Origin of the sequence: Candidatus Nanosynbacter sp. TM7-053 (assembly GCF_022828375.1) — a bacterium.
Lineage (GTDB): Bacteria > Patescibacteriota > Saccharimonadia > Saccharimonadales > Saccharimonadaceae > Nanosynbacter.
Map to the genome: position 1 here is coordinate 174,358 of NZ_JAJQJX010000001.1, position 20,477 is coordinate 194,834.

14 protein-coding genes and 1 CRISPR repeat array are annotated in these 20,477 nt (G+C 41.3%); of the genes, 11 read left to right on the forward strand and 3 right to left on the reverse strand.

The genetic code is table 11. From position 1 onward, the window contains the following. Nucleotide 1: 1 nt before the first annotated feature. From topA to LRM50_RS01045, 3 genes are all read left to right on the forward strand, one after another. Nucleotides 2–2,347 (forward strand): type I DNA topoisomerase, encoded by a 2,346-nt coding sequence (gene topA / locus LRM50_RS01035; protein ID WP_243809533.1) that lies wholly within the window; start codon nt 2–4, stop codon nt 2,345–2,347. A 200-nt stretch (nt 2,348–2,547) separates the two neighbouring features. After that, on the forward strand, nt 2,548–3,600 hold the full coding sequence (locus tag LRM50_RS01040; RefSeq protein ID WP_129632578.1) for a sigma factor-like helix-turn-helix DNA-binding protein: 1,053 nt from the start codon (nt 2,548–2,550) through the stop codon (nt 3,598–3,600). A 44-nt stretch (nt 3,601–3,644) separates the two neighbouring features. After that, complete coding sequence (locus LRM50_RS01045) at nt 3,645–6,293, forward strand: type IV secretory system conjugative DNA transfer family protein (RefSeq protein ID WP_243809534.1); 2,649 nt, start codon at nt 3,645–3,647, stop codon at nt 6,291–6,293. A gap of 3 nt (nt 6,294–6,296) precedes the next feature. Here the strand turns inward: LRM50_RS01045 and LRM50_RS01050 are convergent, their stop codons facing one another. From LRM50_RS01050 to speD, 3 genes are read right to left on the reverse strand one after another with little or no spacing between them, the layout of a single operon-like run. Further along, a complete protein-coding gene (locus LRM50_RS01050) occupies nt 6,297–7,823 on the reverse strand; it encodes a polyamine aminopropyltransferase (protein ID WP_243809535.1) in 1,527 nt (508 codons plus the stop codon). Nucleotides 7,824–7,834: 11 nt separating this feature from the next. Beyond that, on the reverse strand, nt 7,835–8,521 hold the full coding sequence (locus LRM50_RS01055) for a hypothetical protein (RefSeq protein ID WP_243809536.1): 687 nt from the start codon (nt 8,519–8,521) through the stop codon (nt 7,835–7,837). A gap of 1 nt (nt 8,522) precedes the next feature. After that, nucleotides 8,523–8,870 (reverse strand): adenosylmethionine decarboxylase, encoded by a 348-nt coding sequence (gene speD, locus LRM50_RS01060; RefSeq protein ID WP_248286792.1) that lies wholly within the window; start codon nt 8,868–8,870, stop codon nt 8,523–8,525. Between the two features lie 412 nt (nt 8,871–9,282). Here speD and LRM50_RS01065 point away from each other — a divergent pair, with 412 nt between their 5' ends. The 8 genes from LRM50_RS01065 (at nt 9,283) to csn2 (ending at nt 17,371) form a co-directional block, all read left to right on the forward strand. Further along, a complete protein-coding gene (locus LRM50_RS01065; RefSeq protein WP_243809538.1) occupies nt 9,283–10,038 on the forward strand; it encodes a hypothetical protein in 756 nt (251 codons plus the stop codon). Nucleotides 10,039–10,043: 5 nt separating this feature from the next. After that, nucleotides 10,044–10,130 (forward strand): DUF3761 domain-containing protein, encoded by an 87-nt coding sequence (locus LRM50_RS04095; protein WP_488192304.1) that lies wholly within the window; start codon nt 10,044–10,046, stop codon nt 10,128–10,130. Next, a complete protein-coding gene (locus tag LRM50_RS01070) occupies nt 10,123–10,488 on the forward strand; it encodes an excalibur calcium-binding domain-containing protein (RefSeq protein ID WP_243809539.1) in 366 nt (121 codons plus the stop codon). The genes LRM50_RS04095 and LRM50_RS01070 overlap by 8 nt, the downstream gene beginning before the upstream one ends. Nucleotides 10,489–10,523: 35 nt before the next feature. Beyond that, complete coding sequence (locus tag LRM50_RS01075) at nt 10,524–11,081, forward strand: CAP domain-containing protein (RefSeq protein WP_243809540.1); 558 nt, start codon at nt 10,524–10,526, stop codon at nt 11,079–11,081. Nucleotides 11,082–11,460: 379 nt separating this feature from the next. Next, the gene (gene cas9 / locus LRM50_RS01080) at nt 11,461–15,483 is read left to right on the forward strand and encodes a type II CRISPR RNA-guided endonuclease Cas9 (protein ID WP_243809541.1); all 4,023 of its coding nucleotides are present in this window, start codon (nt 11,461–11,463) and stop codon (nt 15,481–15,483) included. A gap of 3 nt (nt 15,484–15,486) precedes the next feature. Continuing rightward, a complete protein-coding gene (gene cas1 / locus LRM50_RS01085; RefSeq protein WP_243809542.1) occupies nt 15,487–16,362 on the forward strand; it encodes a type II CRISPR-associated endonuclease Cas1 in 876 nt (291 codons plus the stop codon). A gap of 17 nt (nt 16,363–16,379) precedes the next feature. Beyond that, nucleotides 16,380–16,685 carry a CRISPR-associated endonuclease Cas2 gene (gene cas2, locus LRM50_RS01090; protein ID WP_129637368.1) on the forward strand — a complete coding sequence of 102 codons (306 nt, stop codon included), beginning with the start codon at nt 16,380–16,382 and terminating at the stop codon, nt 16,683–16,685. Beyond that, nucleotides 16,682–17,371 (forward strand): type II-A CRISPR-associated protein Csn2, encoded by a 690-nt coding sequence (gene csn2, locus LRM50_RS01095; RefSeq protein WP_243809543.1) that lies wholly within the window; start codon nt 16,682–16,684, stop codon nt 17,369–17,371. The genes cas2 and csn2 overlap by 4 nt, the downstream gene beginning before the upstream one ends. Nucleotides 17,372–17,423: 52 nt before the next feature. Next, nucleotides 17,424–19,702: direct repeats of the CRISPR family, unit length 36 nt; unit sequence GTTTTACAGTAGTGTTATATTGAATAGTACTGAAAC. Nucleotides 19,703–20,477: the final 775 nt, after the last annotated feature.

Consider the following 20,477-nt stretch of genomic DNA (forward strand, 5'->3'; position numbering starts at 1 on the left):
TATGAAAAATCTCGTTATCGTCGAGTCACCAGCCAAAGCTAAAACCATCGAGAAATACCTCGGCAAGGATTTTCACGTCTTGTCTAGCGTGGGGCATATTCGCTCGATTGTTAAAAAGACGAAGGATGGAACACCGCCGATTGACGTGGCTAACGATTTTTTCGCAATCTATGAAGTTGATCCTGAAAAAAAGAAAGTTATCACCGAGCTAAAGAAAAATGTCAAGGCAGTTGGCAAGGAAAATGTTTGGCTCGCAACCGATGAAGACCGCGAAGGAGAGGCCATTGCTTGGCATTTGTGCAAGGTACTGGATCTTCCTATTGAAACGACTAAGAGAATTGTCTTCCACGAGATCACCAAAGATGCCATAACCAATGCAATTAAGAATCCGCGAACCGTGGATATGAATTTGGTTCAGGCGCAACAAGCCAGGCAAATTCTTGACCGACTGGTTGGTTTTGAGCTCAGCCCAGTCGTCTGGCAGAAAGTTCCTGGCGGAAAATCGGCTGGTCGCGTTCAGAGTCCAGCAGTGCGATTACTAGTCGAGCGCGAACGAGAAATTATGGAGTTTGAAGGCAACTCTCAGTTCAAAGTTACCGCCATTTTTATTCACGACAATCAAGAATTCAAGGCCGAACTTAATCAAAAATTCGACACGGAAGAAGCGGCGAACGAGTTCTTAAATAGTCTGAAACCCGCCGAATTTGTTGTTAGCGATATCTCAAAAACTCCAGGAACGCGCAATCCAGCGGCGCCATTTACTACGTCAACCCTGCAGCAGGAAGCCAACTCTAAGCTTGGCTTCAGTTCCAAAGCAACCATGGCCTCGGCGCAAAAATTATACCAAGACGGAAAAATCACCTATATGCGTACCGACTCCGTAAATTTGAGCGGTCAAGCCATCGCGGCGGCCACCGATTTTATCAAGCGTCTTTACGGCCCAGATTACTCAACGGTTCGCAAATTTAAGACCAAATCCGCATCCGCCCAAGAAGCTCACGAAGCCATTCGCCCAACGGACATCACTCTGGAAACCGCGTCTAATAATAGCTATGACCAGAAATTATACGACCTGATTCGACGCCGAACTTTAGCGTCGCAAATGTCGCCAGCGAAGCTAGAAAAAACAACTATTACAATCGACATCAAAGGCGATAATTTACCTAAGAGTAGAAAACCCGCTCAATTTGAGGCAAAGGGCGAAGTCATTACGTTTGACGGATTTTTGCGCGTTTACGGTGGCAATAAAGATGAGCTTCTACCGAAGTTACAGTCTGGCGATGAAGTCAATTCTCACGACATTACGGCTCGCCAAACATTTACACGACCGCCAGCTCGCTACACCGAAGGCTCGCTAGTTAAGAAGCTGGAGGAGCTTGGAATCGGACGTCCATCCACATACGCCACAATTATCGACACTGTGCAGACTCGCGGCTATGTTGAAAAGGGTGACAGCGAAGGTCAACCGCGTGATGTAATTGTCCTGAACTATAACGGCGAGGAAGTCAGTCGAAGTATTGTCCAGGAAAAAACTGGATCGACACGCGGCAAGCTTATTCCAACACCAAGCGGCGAACTGATTGCCGATTTCCTGACGGACCATTTTACGCAAATTGTCGATTACGATTTTACCGCCAATGTTGAAACGGAATTTGACAAAATTGCTGGTGCTAATCTGGAGAAAAGCACAATGTTACACGGATTTTACGCGCCTTTCCATAAATTAATTGAGCAATCTGGCGGGATTGACCGAAGTAAAGTCGGCGCTAATCGCGAAGTGGGAATTGACCCGAAGACGAATAAACCGATTATCGCAAGATTCGGTCGTTTTGGTCCAATGTTGCAACTTGGCGCAACTGAAGATGAAGATAAGCCTCGCTTTGCGCCGCTGCCAAAGGGCACGAAGATTGAAACAGTAACCTTAGAGCAAGCACTGGAAATGTTCAAGTTGCCACGCATCGTCGGACAAACAGAGGACGGTCAAGACATCAAAGCAAATATTGGCCGATTCGGTCCATATATTCAAGTTGGCAAATTGTTCGTTTCCATTAAGCCAGAAGATCCTCACAGCATTACTTTAGAAAAAGCGCGCGAACTTTACGCCGCCAAATTAGAAGCCGAAGCTGCTAAGAATATCGCCGAATTTCCAGATGGAATTAAGGTTCTCAATGGGAGATTTGGTCCGTATATCACCAACGGCACCAAAAATGTCAAAATCCCTAAAGATACGGATCCGAAAACTATTACTCACGAAAAAGCTTTGGAACTATTAAGCGCCACAGCAGCAAAGCCAACTCGCAAACGCGTAGTTAAAAAAGCCACCAAAACATCCGCTAAAAAGAAATAGCGTTTTTATACTATCCAATAATTCCGGATAATAAAAACTCTTCATATAATCTATTGCAAAAAACGTAAAATAAATGCTATAATTTATATCAGCAATTATGGCATTTACTTATTGACTTTTGTCAAATGCAATTGTATAATTAAAAACATATTTTCAATCAATATAACCTGTGGTGAGGCAGAGAGGATGTTTCTAGCAACATGAGCGAGACAGCAAAAACCGAGCAAAGCGCCAAATTAAATTCTGTCGTCGATACTATTATTTCTAAGATTCCGCAAGAGCGCGAAAAGGAGATTATTTCTCGGCGATTTGGTTTGTATGACCGAAAAGAAACATTAGAGTTAATTGGCGATATGTTCGGCATTACTCGCGAGCGCGTTCGTCAGCTAGAAAAAGCAATCTTAACGCGTCTACGTGCAGCTGTCGCCGAGGGAGAACTTCCTTCGGTTATTGCTATGGAAAAAGAGATCACTTCGAGTTTGTCTGAGATGGGACGAGTTGCGCGCATGCAGGATTTGGCGTCACACTTCCTCGGTAAAGAAGCTACTGCAATTGACCGCGCTCGTGTGGCGTTCATTTCTGAGCTAGCAGAAAACATCACGATTGTTACAGAAAATGACGATTATTACCAGGCAGCAGCAATTGACACTCTCGGCAATGAAAAGCAAATTAGGGCACGAGTCGAAGAAGTTGTCAAAACAATCAAAAAGCACGGCGAACCTGTTACCGCGGAAGAATTGCACAAAAAATTGGACTATGAACATCCTTCAAATATTGCAGCCCTGGCTACTGTTAGTAAGAAATTGGCCAGCTTAAACGATCAGTGGGGACTAGCCAAATGGCCAGCCGTTAACCCAAAGAACATTCGCGATAAAATCTACGTTGTTCTGGACACGAACGGCTCACCGATGCATTTTTCTGACATCGCCAAAGGAATTCGGGACAGCGAATTTAACCGCCGAAGCGTCACGACGCAGGCAATTCACAATGAACTTATTAAAGACAAGCGCTTTGTTCTGATCGGTCGCGGCATTTACGCGCTTGCCAGCTGGGGCTACAGCCGCGGAACTGTAGCAGATATCATTACCGATATTTTGAAGAATTCCGAAACTCCGCTTCACCGCGATGAAATCGTTCGTCAAGTCCTCGACAAACGACAAGTCAAGGAAACTACTATTCTATTAAACCTTCAATCAAAGCCACAATTCAAACGCGTCGCTAAAGCCACATACGTTTTTGAAGAAGCCGCTTAAGCTAAGTTGCAAACTTCTTTCAGAGGTGAGATAATTTACACATAATGCAGATTATTTCTTGGATCATCGGTACGTTATTACAATGGTACGTTTGGATGCCAATCGTGGCAGTCCTGATGTTTTTGACGTGGCGAAATTATCGGAAAATCGAAGACTTCACCCCAGTTGAGAGCGTACTTTTGATTCTGGAAATCCCACGCACCAACGACAAGCAAGAGCTTGCCGCCGAGCAGTTATTCGCTTCACTGCACGGAATTCTTCGCGACAATAAAGAATTGCGATTATCTGGCGGACACCAAGAGCACATCAGCTTTGAAATCGCCTCAGTCAATGGGCAAATTCGCTTTTACGTTTGGGTGCCAAAAACCTTGCAAAGTTTTGTCGAAGGACAGATTTATTCTCAATACCCAACCGTTCAAATTCACCAAGCCGACGAAGATTACACTGAGCACGAGCGCGATCACGAAGTTGCTTACTCAACAGAACTAACATTAACCACCGACGAATTTCTCCCTATTCGCACCTTCCAAAACTTCGAAGTTGACCCGCTGGCGGGCATTACGGGCACGTTGGCAAAATTGGAAACCACCGGTGAAGAATTGTGGATTCAGGTGTTAGTCAGACCAATCCCAGATGACTGGCAAAACGCCGCAGATCGATATATCAATAGCATAAGAAACGGACGAATGTCCTCCTTGCCAGGATTCGGCGGCAGTATGCAATGGCTAATCGGCGTGCTTGGCGCGTTGTGGCAGCCACCAGAGCAGGGAGCAAATCAATCGACAGCTATTGAGCTATCAGACCGCGATAAAACTCGCATTTCTGAAGCAGAGAAAAAGGCCACAAAGCTCGGATACGAAGTAAAAATTCGCTTAGTTTATATGGGCGAAAGTCAGACAAACGCTAAGCTTCGCATGCAGGCGCTCGTCGGTACATTTAAGCAGTTCAATTCAACTAATCTCAACGGATTCCATGCCGTCAAAGGCGCGTTTGGAAAAGAATTTATTGATAAATATCGCAAGCGTTCGTTCATCGGCGATGGCTTCATCTTAAATATAGAAGAATTGGCGTCAGTTTTTCACTTGCCACACACCAACGTTGAAACGCCAAATATAGTTTGGGCAAGCTCCAAAACCGCAGAACCGCCGTCCAAATTGCCAGTCTTAACCGGCGAAGATGTCAACGATGACCAAATTTCTGCCTTTGGCGTCACCAACTTCCGCGGCATCAGCCACCAATTCGGCATGTTACGCTATGACCGCTCACGCCACGTTTACATAATCGGGCAAACGGGCGCCGGAAAAAGTGGACTATTAGAACTCTTCGCCTTAAGCGACATTTTCCATAATCAAGGATATGCTATCATCGACCCGCACGGCGACTTCGCAATCAACAACATGAAATTTATCCCCGGTAGCCGATTGAATGACGTGATCTATTTCAACCCAGCCGACACCGCGTATCCTCTGGGATTCAACCCGCTGGAAGTCACGAATCCCAACCAGAAAACCAACATTTCATCAGAAATCATCGGCGTTTTGAAGCGTATTTTCGGCGATTCGTGGGGACCACGGCTTGAGTATATTTTGCGGTACACTATTTTAGCTTTGCTGGACCGACCAGAAGCGACGATGCTTGACATTACTCGCATGCTAACAGATAAGGAATTCCGAAAAGAAACGCTGACTTATTGTCGCGACACCGTGGTTCTACAATTCTGGAATGTCGAATTTGCCAGCTGGAATGACAAGTTTGTCGCCGAGGCAATTGCGCCAGTCTTAAATAAAGTCGGGGCTTTCACCGCCAATCCGATCATTCGCAATATCATCGGGCAGCCGAAATCCACGTTCAATATTCGCCAAATTATGGACGAAGGAAAGATTCTAATTGTCAATCTATCCAAGGGCCTTATCGGTGAAGATAATGCCGCCATCCTCGGTTCGTTTTTGGTCACAAAAATTCAGCTTGCCGCGATGTCTCGAAGCGACATTCCTGACGTCCGCGACCGCCGTCCATTCTATCTTTACGTCGACGAGTTCCAGAACTTCGCCACCGATTCGTTTGCGACTATTCTATCCGAGGCTCGAAAATATGGCCTTAACTTGACCGTTGCCAACCAGTATATTTCCCAGATGAGCGACACGGTGCGCGATGCGGTTTTCGGCAACGTCGGCACCATGATTTCTTTTCGAGTTTCTGCTGACGATGCACCGATTCTTGCCAAGCAATTTGAGCCAAACTTCGAGGCAATCGATCTACTTCAAATGCACAATCGTAATTTTGTTGTCAATATGGTTATCGGCGGCGAGAAAACTCCTGCGTTTTCTGCTCGCACATTGGAACTTCCACCAAGCCAAGCCGACAACACGCCGCACATTATTGAACATTCGCGTCGCATGTATTCGCGAAACAGGGAAGATGTCGAGAAAGAAATTGACGCCACAATAAAGCCTGTTCGCAATCAGAAAAAGCAACCAGCCAAACCTCAACCGCAACCCGCAAACAACGCTCCAGCGGTCAATAGCCAACCGGAAAAGCAGCAACCCGCAGCAAACGACGGCGAAGTTGTTTTGCAAATTCGCGGCAATGATAACACACCTACAGAAACCGCAATTAGCACAGTTACGCCACTAGCCTCGGCCACACCAAAGCGACGACGTCGCCGACGAAAAAAGAGCACTACCGCCGACTAAAAACTATTCGTATCGCCACTGATGCATATCAGAGTTATAAACGTCGGTGATTCGCGGAGAAATCAGCGTAGAAGTTGGCCCAGACGGCACAGAAACGGCGTTTTGCTTAGTCAAAAAAGTAAGCAATTTTTGGTTTTGATATCGCAGATTTTTCGGCAATGGCTGACTAACCACAACCTCAGCTTGCGGCGCAGACAACACAAAACCCCACTCGCCAAATGACGGCACATTGACCGAAAACGCCGTCACATATCGCCCCGAATGAGCAGACTTGACGGTGTTTGCCACCATATAAAAAGCATGCGGAGAGAAAAATGAAGACGTCGCTTGCGTCACCATAACGCCACGTTCCGTTAAAATATTACCGATTTGACGATATAATTGCTCGGAATATAACTTGGCTAATTTCTCATTCGACGGATCCACCAAATCAATCAACACAACATCATATTTATCATTGGTAGAGAAGGCGAATTGGAAAGCGTCTTGATTGACAATTGAAACGCGCGGATCATGCAACGAACGCTGATTTATATCAGTAAGAAGATGATTAGTTTTCGCCAAATTAGTCATCGTCTCATCGATATCGACCAACGTAATATGCTCAACGCTGGGATACTTCAAAACATCCCGAGCCAGCAAACCATCGCCGCCGCCCATAATCAGCACGCGCTTCGGACTGGCGACTGAAGATAGAGCGGAAGCGGACAGCGTTTCGTGATAACGTGCTTCGTCAAGGCTAGAAAACTGCAGATTGCGATTCAAAAACAACCTGGTGTCATTTTTATATCTCGTCAGGACAATTTTCTGATACGGCGTCTGTTGCTGCCACATCACAGGATCTTTATATGTTCGCTTGTCAATTCCGTGTTCAATTTCCGTAGCATAAATAAAGAAACCCAGAAGCAACATTGTTGCAATAACGCTAATTGTCATAATAATTTTCGACGCTTTCATTTGCTTAAGAATCAGAACCGCAACGCCAATATTCAGTGCCGCCACCAGATACGCGCTGCGCATTAAGCCAAGATACGGAAGCATAACAAGCGGGAATAATAGCGACGCAATTAACGCCCCAAAATAATCGAGCGCTAAAATCTTGCTAAATAATTTCACCGAAGACTTGCGCCCGAACTCCTGAAACATCTTCATTAAAAGCGGAATTTCCAGCCCGATACAAATACCAATTGCCAAACTTATGACAGCAAAAATTAGCCAATGCGAACGCGTAAAAACGAATCCCAAATACATCAGCATCACCGAATTTCCACCAATTAATCCCAGAATAATTTCGTTTGTCGCGAAGCTGGTTGCTGGATGAAGCTTGATGTAATTGACCAGCAGCGAGCCAATTCCCATGCCAAACAGCGTCACGCCCGTCGCCAAACTGAAACTCAAAATCGAATCGCCCACCAGATATGACGCAGCTGCGCCTAAAATCAGCTCGTAAATAATTCCGCCAATTGCTACTAAAATCGCCGCCGCAAATAAAGCAATTTGCTCCCGTTTTTTTGTACTTGATCGTGACATTATAACTCCTTTTATTTGCCAAGCCCGCCGCTACTGCCGCCGTAAACACTGCGCGATCCGCCGTGACCTCCGCCATTACTATTGTCGGAATTGTTGTCAAAGATAAATGCAAACAAAATAATAGCGATAAATATGGCAATGACTATAATTGTCGTCCAGTCAATCGGCTTAATGGTCCTACCGAACATTTCCTTTTGTTCTTTGTTGCTCAATTGAACCTTGCGATAGGCGTCATATTCGCGATTGTTATACTTCTCAATCGTTATCAGCTGGCGATTTTTTGGCGCGCCAGTATCTTTCAAAGTGGCGTACGCCATCAGTTCTTTCGGAAAAACTTGGTATGTGTTTTTGCCCTTAATGTTCATAATTTCACCAACACCAACCTCATCAACCACCACAATGCGATCCTTGCCGTCCTGCTCGGAAACGGTGAATGATTGACCTTTTTTCAATTGCGTTGGGTCAATTGCCTGAGTAAAACGAATCGGCTCATACAGAGAAACGGTTTGATCGCTGTGATCATATTCCACCCAGCTATCATAATCAGCCAGCCCTGTAATCTCCCACTCTTCCCAGTAGTAAAATCGCTTATCTTTCTTATCCCACTCACGAAAAAGCAAACAGCCAACAACTCGTAAATTAGTTTTCTTACCAGTCAATATTTGGTTGATTTTAAGTCGCGCCTTGGTTCGTTTCATATTACAATGTCATCTCTTTCATAATTATATTTTTCGCGCCCAACACCTGTGCAGCCAACTCTTTTATTTGTTGCAATTTATCATCATCCAGCATTTTACAAGTTGTCATCGCTATATACGCCACGCCGCTTTCCGGCCACGTATGAATCGCGATATGCGACTCCGACAAAAGCAGGGCGGCGCTGATTCCTTGCGGGGAAAATTGATGCATCACCGATTCCAGATGATGTAAGCCAGCCAATTCCGTAACATTTCTTAACATTTTCTGCAGCTCATCCGCGTCATTAAGTAAAGCAGAATCAACTTCGCTCACTTTTATGGTTATAGATTGGACCGCGGACGCATACATATTATAGTAATTATATCATCTCTAGGGCATCAGGAATAAAGGTGAAACGCGACTCTTAGAAAAATATCAATACCTAAATCGTCAGAAGGCTATAATTGAATACTATAGAAAAAATCCCCGAATCCCATTACCGGGATTTAAGTGGGGATTCTTCTAGTTTCACTATAGCAAACAATCCTCAAAATACCAACGATCAATAGCCTGTAAATTTCTTAGAAGACAGACAATAGGGCGAAATACTCTTTATGAAGGTAATGTACGAAGCCAAGAAAAAAGCCACCCAGGCGACCTTAATGGTGCGCCCCGTGGACAAGCCGAACGGGGACTGGGTGACTTTTCTAGTGAAAATATAGCACAATAAGTCCAGAATGTCAATGATGAGAATGATCACACCACAACAAGAAAAGCCCCTGTGTCGCCAGGGGAACTTATCAAACCTGGTTATAACGGTGAAGTATCACTAAAATCTGCATATAAAAAACCGCTAGCCAATTCACTAGCGGACATTGAGCGTAACGTGGTTTCGGGCGAATCCGCTCAGATAACTCCGAACGAAGACGCCCGTTTAGCACCAAACAATCGTTCGATTGAAGTTGCCGATAGGCAGCTCGCTGACAACTTTACAGGTGCTACGACTGACGATAGTGTAGCAAATAACAGTAGAAATGTCAATGAAGACGTTAAACACAAGCTTAATCCAGAGCATGAAGCACAAGTCAGAGCGTATAACGAACACATAACACGTCTACGCCAACGTGAAGAGTACTTGCGTGGTCAAGGAATGAGTGAAAACGCACCAGCCATGATTAATCTACGTAAGGCTCAAGAGCAGGCTATATACGCCAGAGATCATATCGGTGAGGTGGATAAATTAGGCAATGTGTTAGCTTATGATATTTCAGACATAAGAAAATCGACTGGGCGCAGACTCGATGGTTCCGCTATTAGCGCAGATGCGCTTGACCAGTCGATTGACAACTCTAGTATACCAAACAATCCTCAAGATGTCAATACAGACAACCGTTATCAACACCCTCTTCAAGAAACTATTAACGAAATGGAAGCCAACCCTAAGCCTAGAATGACTAGGGAATTAAGAGAGGCTATAGACGAGTTTATATATGAGAATATAGACCACAACCTATTCAACAACAACGCTATCGTGTAGGCGCAATCTGTCGAGATGGCTGGCAATCACACGCTACTGGAAGAGGAGCTTGCTCACACCACGGAGGCGTAGGCGAGTGGCTGTATGAGTGAGAGTACGAAAAATAAGGTCATCGACTTTCTTGCTAACATATTGGTAATAGGAATAGGAATACTTGTAGCGTATGCGTGTTATGTGTGTAGTAGCTATTTCTTTGGCAATTCTAGTAATACAGAATCGAACCACACTCAACGCAAAAGCAGTAGTTCTTCAGGTGCTATCAACCCAAGCAGTAGACATTACGATCCTATTGATGAAGACGAACCTAGTGAGGATGACGTATATTACGAAAATTGCTCTGAGGCTCGTGCAGATGGCGCGGAATCAATCCGTAAGGGTGAACCTGGCTATCGTGAAGAACTAGATAGAGACGGTGACGGTATAGCTTGTGAACCATGGCATGGTAGGTAGTTGACAAATTACCCCTGTTATGCTACAATGCAAGCATGAAAAAAGCTATAGTTACCACTACTATAATTGTAGCTCTCATAGTGAGTGTAGGTGGTGGTTTGTGGCTAAAGACTCGTCTAAACGCTCAAGCGGTTACTGAAGTAGCTCAGGAGCAAAAACAGGAGCAGTCAAAGAGCAAGTATGATGTAGGTCCACCAGACGCACAGGAAATGTTAGAACTGGTAAATGAGGAACGTGCTAAAGTCGGTGCAGCACCCCTGAAACTGGACGAAAGATTAAACGCCAGTGCACAGGAAAAGGCAGATGATATGCAAAACCGTGATTATTATGGTCACGTATCACCTGAAGGCACACGCGGCACTCTATTCGTTTTTAAGCATATGCCAAGTAAGTGTCGGTATGCCGGTGAGAATTTAGCCAATATTTTAGTACCAGACAGCAATAGTCGCAATCCTATAAGTACCTGGATGTCATCTAATAAAGGACATCGTGAAGCTATATTAGACAAGGGTTATGACTTAGTTGGTTTTGGTGTATCTAAAGACAAATACGGCAACTCTCTTATTGTTCAACACTTTTGCGATCTTAATTAATAACTAGTATATAGCACAAACCCCAAATCTCCTTTTGTCTCGAAAGGAGATTTTTCTTATGAATGACAACGCGTCATACCGTCAGTACTTGCAGTACCATGCTCTTAATAACCCTGGGGCAGCCAGGCGTGCCGAAGCGCAAGCCCTACTAAATGTTACTGGAGATGACGGCGGACTTAACGGCTACTTCCTAATGGGTCAAAAAAACAGGCCTACCGCCTGAATCTTTTGTAGAAACATTTTAGCTAATGCTTTATTTTAACCTGTAGTGTTATATTGAAGTACCGAAACGGTACAGTAGAAGTATATACAACTAAAGCAATATTGTAAACCCCAAAAGTAAGAGATATACTGAAAATAATTAAACAAGGATATCACAATGAAACAATCATATTCTATAGGTCTAGACATCGGTACAGGTAGCGTAGGGTGGGCGGTCATTAACGAAGATTTCAGTCTGCGTAGACATAAACATCAGAACATGTGGGGAGCGAATCTATTTAATGAAGCTCAAAAGGCTGAACTAAGACGCTCATTCCGCTCATCACGCAGAAGGCTCGCCAGAAGAAAGCGACGTATTACATTATTGCAGCAAATATTCAACAATGAAATCTACAACGTCGATCCCAATTTCTATCTACGCCTGACAGAATCCATGTTCTATATAGACGACAAAAGCTCGTCCTTAGATCTTGACGCCAACATATTATTCTCGGATCACACATTTACAGATAAGACATATAGGGAAAAATATCCGACAATTTACCACTTGCGCAGCGAACTATTTCACAACCCAGAAAAACAAGATATTCGCTTAATTTATTTGGCATTACATCACATTATTAAATATCGCGGCAATTTCTTGATCGAAGGAGGAGTAGACGGCGTAATTTCGTCATTCGATAGCCAAAACTTGCAAAAATTCATGGAGTTTATTGGAGCTGGAGATAAAGAAGCTAAGCAGATTAAGTCCATCTTGCTAAACCAATCTCAAACGCGAAGCGCTCGAAAATCAAGTATAATTCAGCTACTACAACCTTCTGCTGACAATAAAAGCATTATAAGCGAAGCTGTCGGTGCAGCAATTGGACTAAAATGGAATGCAGAAAAATTGTTTGACGATAAATCCCTTGAAATAAAAGGAGAATTTTCTGATAAGAATTACGAAGATCAGCGAGACGACATAGCCGCAGCAATCGGCGATGATCGATACGAGTTGATAGAAACCTTAGAATCGGTCTATCAATGGACAATTTTCAGTCAGTTTATTAGGAAAGATAGCTGCCTGTCTGATATCATGATCGAAAAGTATGACGCTTACCGCCAGGATTTATCAGACCTCAAAGGGCTATTCCGAGATTTTCTCTCTAAAAAAGAATATAAATCATTTTTCCACGGGGATGCCTCAAAATTTGATTTATATAACAATCATAAGATCGATACAGACGATCTATATAAATCAATTAAAAAGCACTTAGGTGAATCGGCTAAAGATGATGCGCGATATCAAAGATTTGAAAAACGAGCAGAATTGGGTGAATTTTTGTCCAGACAGCGAATACGCGACAATGGTGCCATACCACACCAAATTCATCAATACGAGCTTGAGAAAATTATCGACAACCAAGCAGCTCATTATCCATTCTTGGCGCAAAATCGCGATAAGATTATTAGCATTTTCACATTTAAATTGCCGTATTACATCGGACCATTAAAAACGGGTGGTGATTTTGCCTGGTCAATCAAAAAGAAGGACGGCGTAATTTATCCGTGGAATTTTAATGAAATCATAGACGACGAAGCTTCAGCTGAAGAATTTATCGAGAGAATGCGCAACAAGTGTACATATTTACCAGATAAAGATGTGCTTCCCAAGAATTCATTACTCTATCAAGAATATGAGTGCCGAAATGAACTAAAAAATGTAACAGTTAACGGAAAAAGGTTAAGTCCAGATATCCAAAATCGCATAATTGACGAGCTATTCACGAAAGAATATTCCATTACCTACAAAAAACTTGCAAAATATCTTTACGACAATCAAATATACGACACTAGTTCGCTAGTTATTTCCGGAACAGCCGATGATAAATCTTTCATGTCGTCACGAAAATCGTACATAGATTTTACTAAGAAAATTGGGATTGAAATCACGCCAGAAAACAAAGCGGCAATTGAGGAAATAACAAAATGGATAACCCTGTTTGAAGACAAGAAAATCCTGTCAAAAAAACTACAAAAATATAGTGACATTTTTAGTAAAGACCAGATCGATAGTATTTTGAAGCTAAAATATACAGGCTGGGGAAGACTATCCAGTGAACTGCTTGATGGAATTGCGGCGCACACTCGTTACGGAAAAATGACAGTTATTGAAGTAATGCGTCAATGCTCTGATAATTTTATGCAAATTATCCAGAGTGACCGATATGAATTCAAAAAAATCATAGAAGACGCTCTTTTGAAGGACACTACCTCAGAAATCACTTATGATGATATTAAAAATCTTGCAGCCTCGCCAGGAATTAAACGCGCCCTCTGGCGAAGCATTCGGATTATAGATGAGATCGTCGATACAATCGGCTATGATCCGAAATTGATTAGCATTGAAATGGCGCGAAGTGAAGAGGATAAGGTCAAAACAAAAAATCGATATTCTCAGCTAGAAAAGATGTACAAAGAATTATACGGAAGAGAATATAATAAATCTGATATAAAGCCTCAATTAGAAAATTATAAAGATTGCCTTGATAAGAAAAAATATTACCTGTATTTCTTACAAAATGGCAAATCTGCATACTCAGGTAAAAAACTAGACATTGAAAACGGACTTAAAGATTGCGAAATCGATCATATTTTGCCACGCTCATTGACAAAGGATGATTCTCTAGATAACACAGTCTTGGTATTGCGAGAAGAAAACCAGCTAAAGCTTGATGACTATCCAATATCGCCCGACGTTCAAAAAAAGATGTTGCCAATCTGGATGTCCTTAAAAAACGCCAAGTTTATGTCACAGCTCAAGTTTCAGCGGTTAACTAGCCAGAAACAACTATCAGACGACCAGATCTATGGTTTCATCAATCGCCAATTAGTTGAAACACGACAGATTACCAAGCACCTAGCTAGAATGCTAACCGAAAAATACAAAGACTCATCAACAGAGGTGTTTACTATTCGCGCTGGCATGAGTTCCGAATATCGCCGCATCCACGACTTGCCAAAATGCCGCGAAGTAAACGACCTCCACCACGCAAAAGACGCCTACTTAGCAGCAACCCTAGCCCAATACGTAAAAGTTCGCTATCCAAAGCTTGACAAGGAGTTTATCTACGGAGAATATAAGAAATTCAAGTCGGACAAAAAGAAGAACAGGGAATACGGCAGCTTCATCTTATCATCAATGAAATATGATTTTACCAACACAAATACCGGTGAAATTGTCTGGCAGGGTAAATCATCCTGCGAAATCATTGATAAAACAATGAAATATAATGACTGCTTGATTACGAGAAAAACCGAGATCGGCGATAATCAATTCTATGATCAAACCGTCTACAGTAAAAACTCAGGCAAGAAGATGATAGCAAGGAAAGCTCACCTACCAGTCAACAGGTACGGTGGATATTCTGGCAAAAAAGCAGCTTACTTTGCGGTGATCAATTATTTAAAGCCTTCAGGCAAAAAAGAATCTCCCGCAACTGAGATAATCAGCATTCCGACGCAAATATACACCTTAGAGAAGACTCACCCAGGATCGATAGATAAATATATCCAAGATAATTATAAAGATGCCGTAGTGCTTTTACCTAAAATACCGATCAACCAAAAAATTGAGTATGACGGTAACGAGCAATTTATAGTTGGCAGTAGCGAAGTTACTAGCGCCAAACAATTAAAACTTCCTTATGATATCGAATATGCCATTGCAATAGCACTAAAGCGCGGAGTTCCACACGTTACGATTTCAGAAGAACAAGCCGACGAAGATGATAAATTACGCGACAAACGCAATAGACAAATCGAAAAAAGAGCTAAGGTTATTGATGGAATAAATCGCTTTTGGAAAGTTTACTCTGATAAGCTCGCTAATCAATATCAACAATTCGGAAAGGCGGGGGATAACGCTCGCAATGCGGCACCAGAATATGACAAGCTATCAATAGACGACAAGATAGAGGTTATTAAACTAGTTCTGGTAGCTACGAGCACTGGATCTGGTCGCGTAGACATGAAAGGTAGCGAGAAGAATCCTAAATTCCCAGAGTTAGGTCTACCGAATTCATTTGGTCGCATGTCAGGAAAGTCTATAAACCCCCTCGATGTCACCTTCGTCTACGAATCCATTACTGGACTACATCGCCGCAAATTAGACGGAAAATCATTAGGGCATAAGCGTTAAGATATGTCTTGGCGAACTGTAATCGTCAAAAATCGCTGTAAATTAAGCTATAAAAATGATTATATGCTTATTACTAGCGACGGCAATGAAAAAACGCTTCATATAAGTGAAATTGGCACTTTAATAATTGAAAATACCGCTGTTAATCTGACAGCTTATCTACTGTGCGAATTATCTCGCTATAAAGTCAAAGTGATATTCTGCGATCATCAGCGTAATCCGTATGGAGAGATAATTCCTTATTACGGATCTCACAACGCAAGCAAACAGATGTCAAAGCAAAGCCAGTGGTCGCAATCGACCAAAAACAGTTTATGGAAAACAATCGTTACTCAAAAGATAATTAAGCAAGCCCAGACGATCTATAGAGAAACTGGCAATAGTTCCGCCTGCGAAGCACTAATGAACTTCGCCGCGAACGTATCTCCCGGAGATCTCACCAACAGGGAAGCTCATGCAGCCAAGCTCTACTTCAAAGAATTGTTTGGTCCAAAATTTTCACGAGACAGCTCTAATGATATAAATGCGGCATTGAATTATGGCTACGCTATTCTTTTGTCTGCCTTCAATCGAGAGATCACGGCTGCTGGATATTCAACAACTATAGGCGTCAATCACTGCAATGAATACAACCCGTTCAATCTTACTTGCGACCTTATGGAGTCGTTCAGACCCATAGTCGACAGCGAAGTTTACAAATGCCGCAATTTTGCATTTGACGACTTCTTTAAGAGCAGACTGATTGAAATTCTTAACCATAAAGTTGTTATCCTCGGCAAAGAACAGTTCCTGTCAAACGCTATCAGTATCTACGTGAAGCTATTTTTCAGGACAATGGAAACAGGGGACGACGAACTACCCGAATATGAATTAATATAACTATGAGAGTACGCTATATGAGAATGATTATATTCTTCGACTTACCAATGACCAATGCTAACGAGCGTAAAACATACACCACTTTTCGCAAAAGACTCACCCAAGAAGGATTTGTTATGATGCAGCAATCTGTCTACACTAAATTGGTGCTCAATTCCACAAATGAAAAATCAACTCACGACAGAATCAAAAAAATAATACCAGAAAATGGCATAGTTCAATTATTGACCGTAACCGAAAATCAATTCGCATCGATGGAATATCTAGCTGGAAAATATGATGAATTATCAATTCAAAATACAGACAGGACAGTAATTTTATGAGAATTAAAGTCTCAGGATTCGACAATGCAGTATCGATACCAGAAAATGGGGGAATTGCGACACTAGCCATTCACAACGATTTGTTTTTTAGAAAAATTATAGAAAATATACTTGATGTATACACAAAAAGAGAAGAGAATAATCGCATTGTAATTTGTGATGATAACTGTAACCCGCTAGACATAACAAAAGACTCGCTAATAATTACTGATATATACTCATATGATCTATCCAGTCGAACTATTACTGCGGCGTTATATAAAAACATTCAGGACAACAGCGATATAGATCAGACAAAAATAGAGCAAATAGAATCGAGCATATTTGATATCCTTGATAATATAAATATCGATTTCTCACAAAATTTGAGTTACCAATCAACCATTTCCATGAATGACATCTTAAAGATGGCACATGTGGGGCTGGAGGTAAATTTAAGGAATAACTATATTGACAGACTTTATGGTATTATAGATTCAGCGCGACAATTATTATCAAAACAGCTAGTAGTTTTGGTCAATCAGCGCCAACTATTATCGCATAGCGAGTTGCGAGCTCTTTTACAATATGTAGAAGATAATCATTTTTCAGTACTTTTTATTGAAAAAATCTGTAAAGACAAGTTAGATAGCGAAGGACTTTTGTCCATAGATGACGATTTTTATGATTTTAGTACTAATTCATAATAATACCAGGTAAGCGCTACCGCGTTTACCCCTGTGAAACCGCACATATGAGGTTTTACAGTAGTGTTATATTGAATAGTACTGAAACAAAAGCACATCCACCCCAGGATGAATTCGGGTTTTACAGTAGTGTTATATTGAATAGTACTGAAACCTTAAGGTGATTGAACCAGCTAGAAATAGTGTTTTACAGTAGTGTTATATTGAATAGTACTGAAACTAATCCAAGCTTAACAGCAGTACTACCGCTGTTTTACAGTAGTGTTATATTGAATAGTACTGAAACCCGTTTGCCACCCTTGCCAGTAAATACAATGTTTTACAGTAGTGTTATATTGAATAGTACTGAAACTATCAATATCCAAACATACGCAGATCAATCGTTTTACAGTAGTGTTATATTGAATAGTACTGAAACCTTACGAACATGCCGCGCGTCGCTCGATATGTTTTACAGTAGTGTTATATTGAATAGTACTGAAACGATAGCATTGAAGAGCAGGTTGCAGCGATGGTTTTACAGTAGTGTTATATTGAATAGTACTGAAACACGGTCAGGAAACTAACACGTTAGTCGACAGTTTTACAGTAGTGTTATATTGAATAGTACTGAAACGTTCTTTGATAGTTCACGCTGTCGTAACCAGTTTTACAGTAGTGTTATATTGAATAGTACTGAAACGTTTGGATTTTTCGTGTGTCTGAGTTGCATGTTTTACAGTAGTGTTATATTGAATAGTACTGAAACGTGGATTTGGTAAGTTCACATACGAGAGCTGTTTTACAGTAGTGTTATATTGAATAGTACTGAAACCTTATCGCACATCATATTCCCCTGGATTTGGTTTTACAGTAGTGTTATATTGAATAGTACTGAAACTGATTCTATAGACATTATGCGTCTAGCTCTGTTTTACAGTAGTGTTATATTGAATAGTACTGAAACACTAGCCTTCAGTTCCAACTGAGCGATTGTGTTTTACAGTAGTGTTATATTGAATAGTACTGAAACCGAGTGCTTGACCATGCGGCGTCGCACGGCGTTTTACAGTAGTGTTATATTGAATAGTACTGAAACGCTGCAATAACTGCTCAAAGTACTTATTCTGTTTTACAGTAGTGTTATATTGAATAGTACTGAAACTTAGACTATCTTCACAAAATCGTATTTGGTGTTTTACAGTAGTGTTATATTGAATAGTACTGAAACTTTTGTTTGGTTTTTTACAGATTTTCTCTTGTTTTACAGTAGTGTTATATTGAATAGTACTGAAACCGAATATGCAAACTGCTGTCGCTCGAGGAAGTTTTACAGTAGTGTTATATTGAATAGTACTGAAACTTTATCTGCTTATTTTCGGCGCGCAAGGTAGTTTTACAGTAGTGTTATATTGAATAGTACTGAAACTCGCTCAACAGCATGTCTAATCACACGTCGTTTTACAGTAGTGTTATATTGAATAGTACTGAAACGTTTGGATTTTTCGTGTGTCTGAGTTGCATGTTTTACAGTAGTGTTATATTGAATAGTACTGAAACATTCCCTATTGTTGTTATGCGTCAATATATGTTTTACAGTAGTGTTATATTGAATAGTACTGAAACCGATATGAAGCCCACTAAGATATTCCAAAAGTTTTACAGTAGTGTTATATTGAATAGTACTGAAACGATGATATTGGAATATATATGATGGATACTGTTTTACAGTAGTGTTATATTGAATAGTACTGAAACATTGCTTAAAGAGATTGGACAACAGCCTGCGTTTTACAGTAGTGTTATATTGAATAGTACTGAAACTTGCTTCTGTAGTTCTCGGCGTATTTCTCGGTTTTACAGTAGTGTTATATTGAATAGTACTGAAACCTCGCTTTTGGCTATAATTGCTGTCGGTGCGTTTTACAGTAGTGTTATATTGAATAGTACTGAAACAGCAGAGCAACAGTACTCACTTGATCCATCGTTTTACAGTAGTGTTATATTGAATAGTACTGAAACTAAAGATGATGATGGCGATAAGCCCGATATGTTTTACAGTAGTGTTATATTGAATAGTACTGAAACGAGCAACTACTTAAAGCCAGAGCAGACCGTGTTTTACAGTAGTGTTATATTGAATAGTACTGAAACGATATCGACGCTATGATGACCAACCCGATAGTTTTACAGTAGTGTTATATTGAATAGTACTGAAACCTTAATACGCTTGAAGGTTTCGTATTGTTTGTTTTACAGTAGTGTTATATTGAATAGTACTGAAACGCTTTAAGGCACGTATCACAATTGACGATAGTTTTACAGTAGTGTTATATTGAATAGTACTGCTAGGGAACTATAACTGTACTGCAGGCGACAATCTGACTCGCAACATTATATCAATATCTAAATTGTTAGGGAACTATAACGAAAGGCGATATTATTGATTTTTCAATGACGGTTGTAGTAATATGTCAACATAAGGTGTATGCGCCCCGGGTCTGGTCTCGGAAAGCGGTACGCCTTATTTTATTGTATATTTAAGCATATTGCGGAATCTAATAAATAGTGATAAACTGCAAACGCATGGTCTGAGTATCCATGTGACCTACTTCCGCCTTCTGAAAATGGGGGCGGGTTCTATTTATGTGCGGCGCGACGCCATATAGTAAATTATCATTTTCAGGATTTTGATAAGGCGCATTTTACTGGCAATCAAAATAAGGCAGGGGTATGCCCCTACTGCGATTTAAGGCGGGCGAATGGAATAGTGAAATAATTAAGCACAGAATCACCCAAGCTCTTTCGCAAAACTAGCGATTAAAAAACAATAGAACAAAATACGAACTAATTATTAGTCATTTTTAAGCATACATAAAGCCGAATCCGGCTGGGTATTTATATTGATAAATTTTGCGCAATACAAGCATAAATTATAAATCCGAGCCAAATGCAAATAAACCAATATACAGCATAAAACGTACCAAGCCAGCAAATAGGGCGGTTTATAAAATGGTAAACGACAAGTGGGTTGATTTGGTAAAAATGAGATAAATTTATCGCGAAGAAAGACGATGGAATAGTCGTGTTTTAGATATAGTTTTAATGTCGCACAATGTACCTTTTA

Coding starts and splice junctions, on each gene's coding strand:
- topA (WP_243809533.1), top strand. CDS start 2: ATGAAAAATCTCGTTATCGTCGAGTCACCAGCCAAAGCTAAAACCATC.
- LRM50_RS01040 (WP_129632578.1), top strand. CDS start 2,548: ATGAGCGAGACAGCAAAAACCGAGCAAAGCGCCAAATTAAATTCTGTC.
- LRM50_RS01045 (WP_243809534.1), top strand. CDS start 3,645: ATGCAGATTATTTCTTGGATCATCGGTACGTTATTACAATGGTACGTT.
- LRM50_RS01050 (WP_243809535.1), bottom strand. CDS start 7,823: ATGTCACGATCAAGTACAAAAAAACGGGAGCAAATTGCTTTATTTGCG.
- LRM50_RS01055 (WP_243809536.1), bottom strand. CDS start 8,521: ATGAAACGAACCAAGGCGCGACTTAAAATCAACCAAATATTGACTGGT.
- speD (WP_248286792.1), bottom strand. CDS start 8,870: ATGTATGCGTCCGCGGTCCAATCTATAACCATAAAAGTGAGCGAAGTT.
- LRM50_RS01070 (WP_243809539.1), top strand. CDS start 10,123: ATGAGTGAGAGTACGAAAAATAAGGTCATCGACTTTCTTGCTAACATA.
- LRM50_RS01075 (WP_243809540.1), top strand. CDS start 10,524: ATGAAAAAAGCTATAGTTACCACTACTATAATTGTAGCTCTCATAGTG.
- cas9 (WP_243809541.1), top strand. CDS start 11,461: ATGAAACAATCATATTCTATAGGTCTAGACATCGGTACAGGTAGCGTA.
- cas1 (WP_243809542.1), top strand. CDS start 15,487: ATGTCTTGGCGAACTGTAATCGTCAAAAATCGCTGTAAATTAAGCTAT.
- cas2 (WP_129637368.1), top strand. CDS start 16,380: ATGAGAATGATTATATTCTTCGACTTACCAATGACCAATGCTAACGAG.
- csn2 (WP_243809543.1), top strand. CDS start 16,682: ATGAGAATTAAAGTCTCAGGATTCGACAATGCAGTATCGATACCAGAA.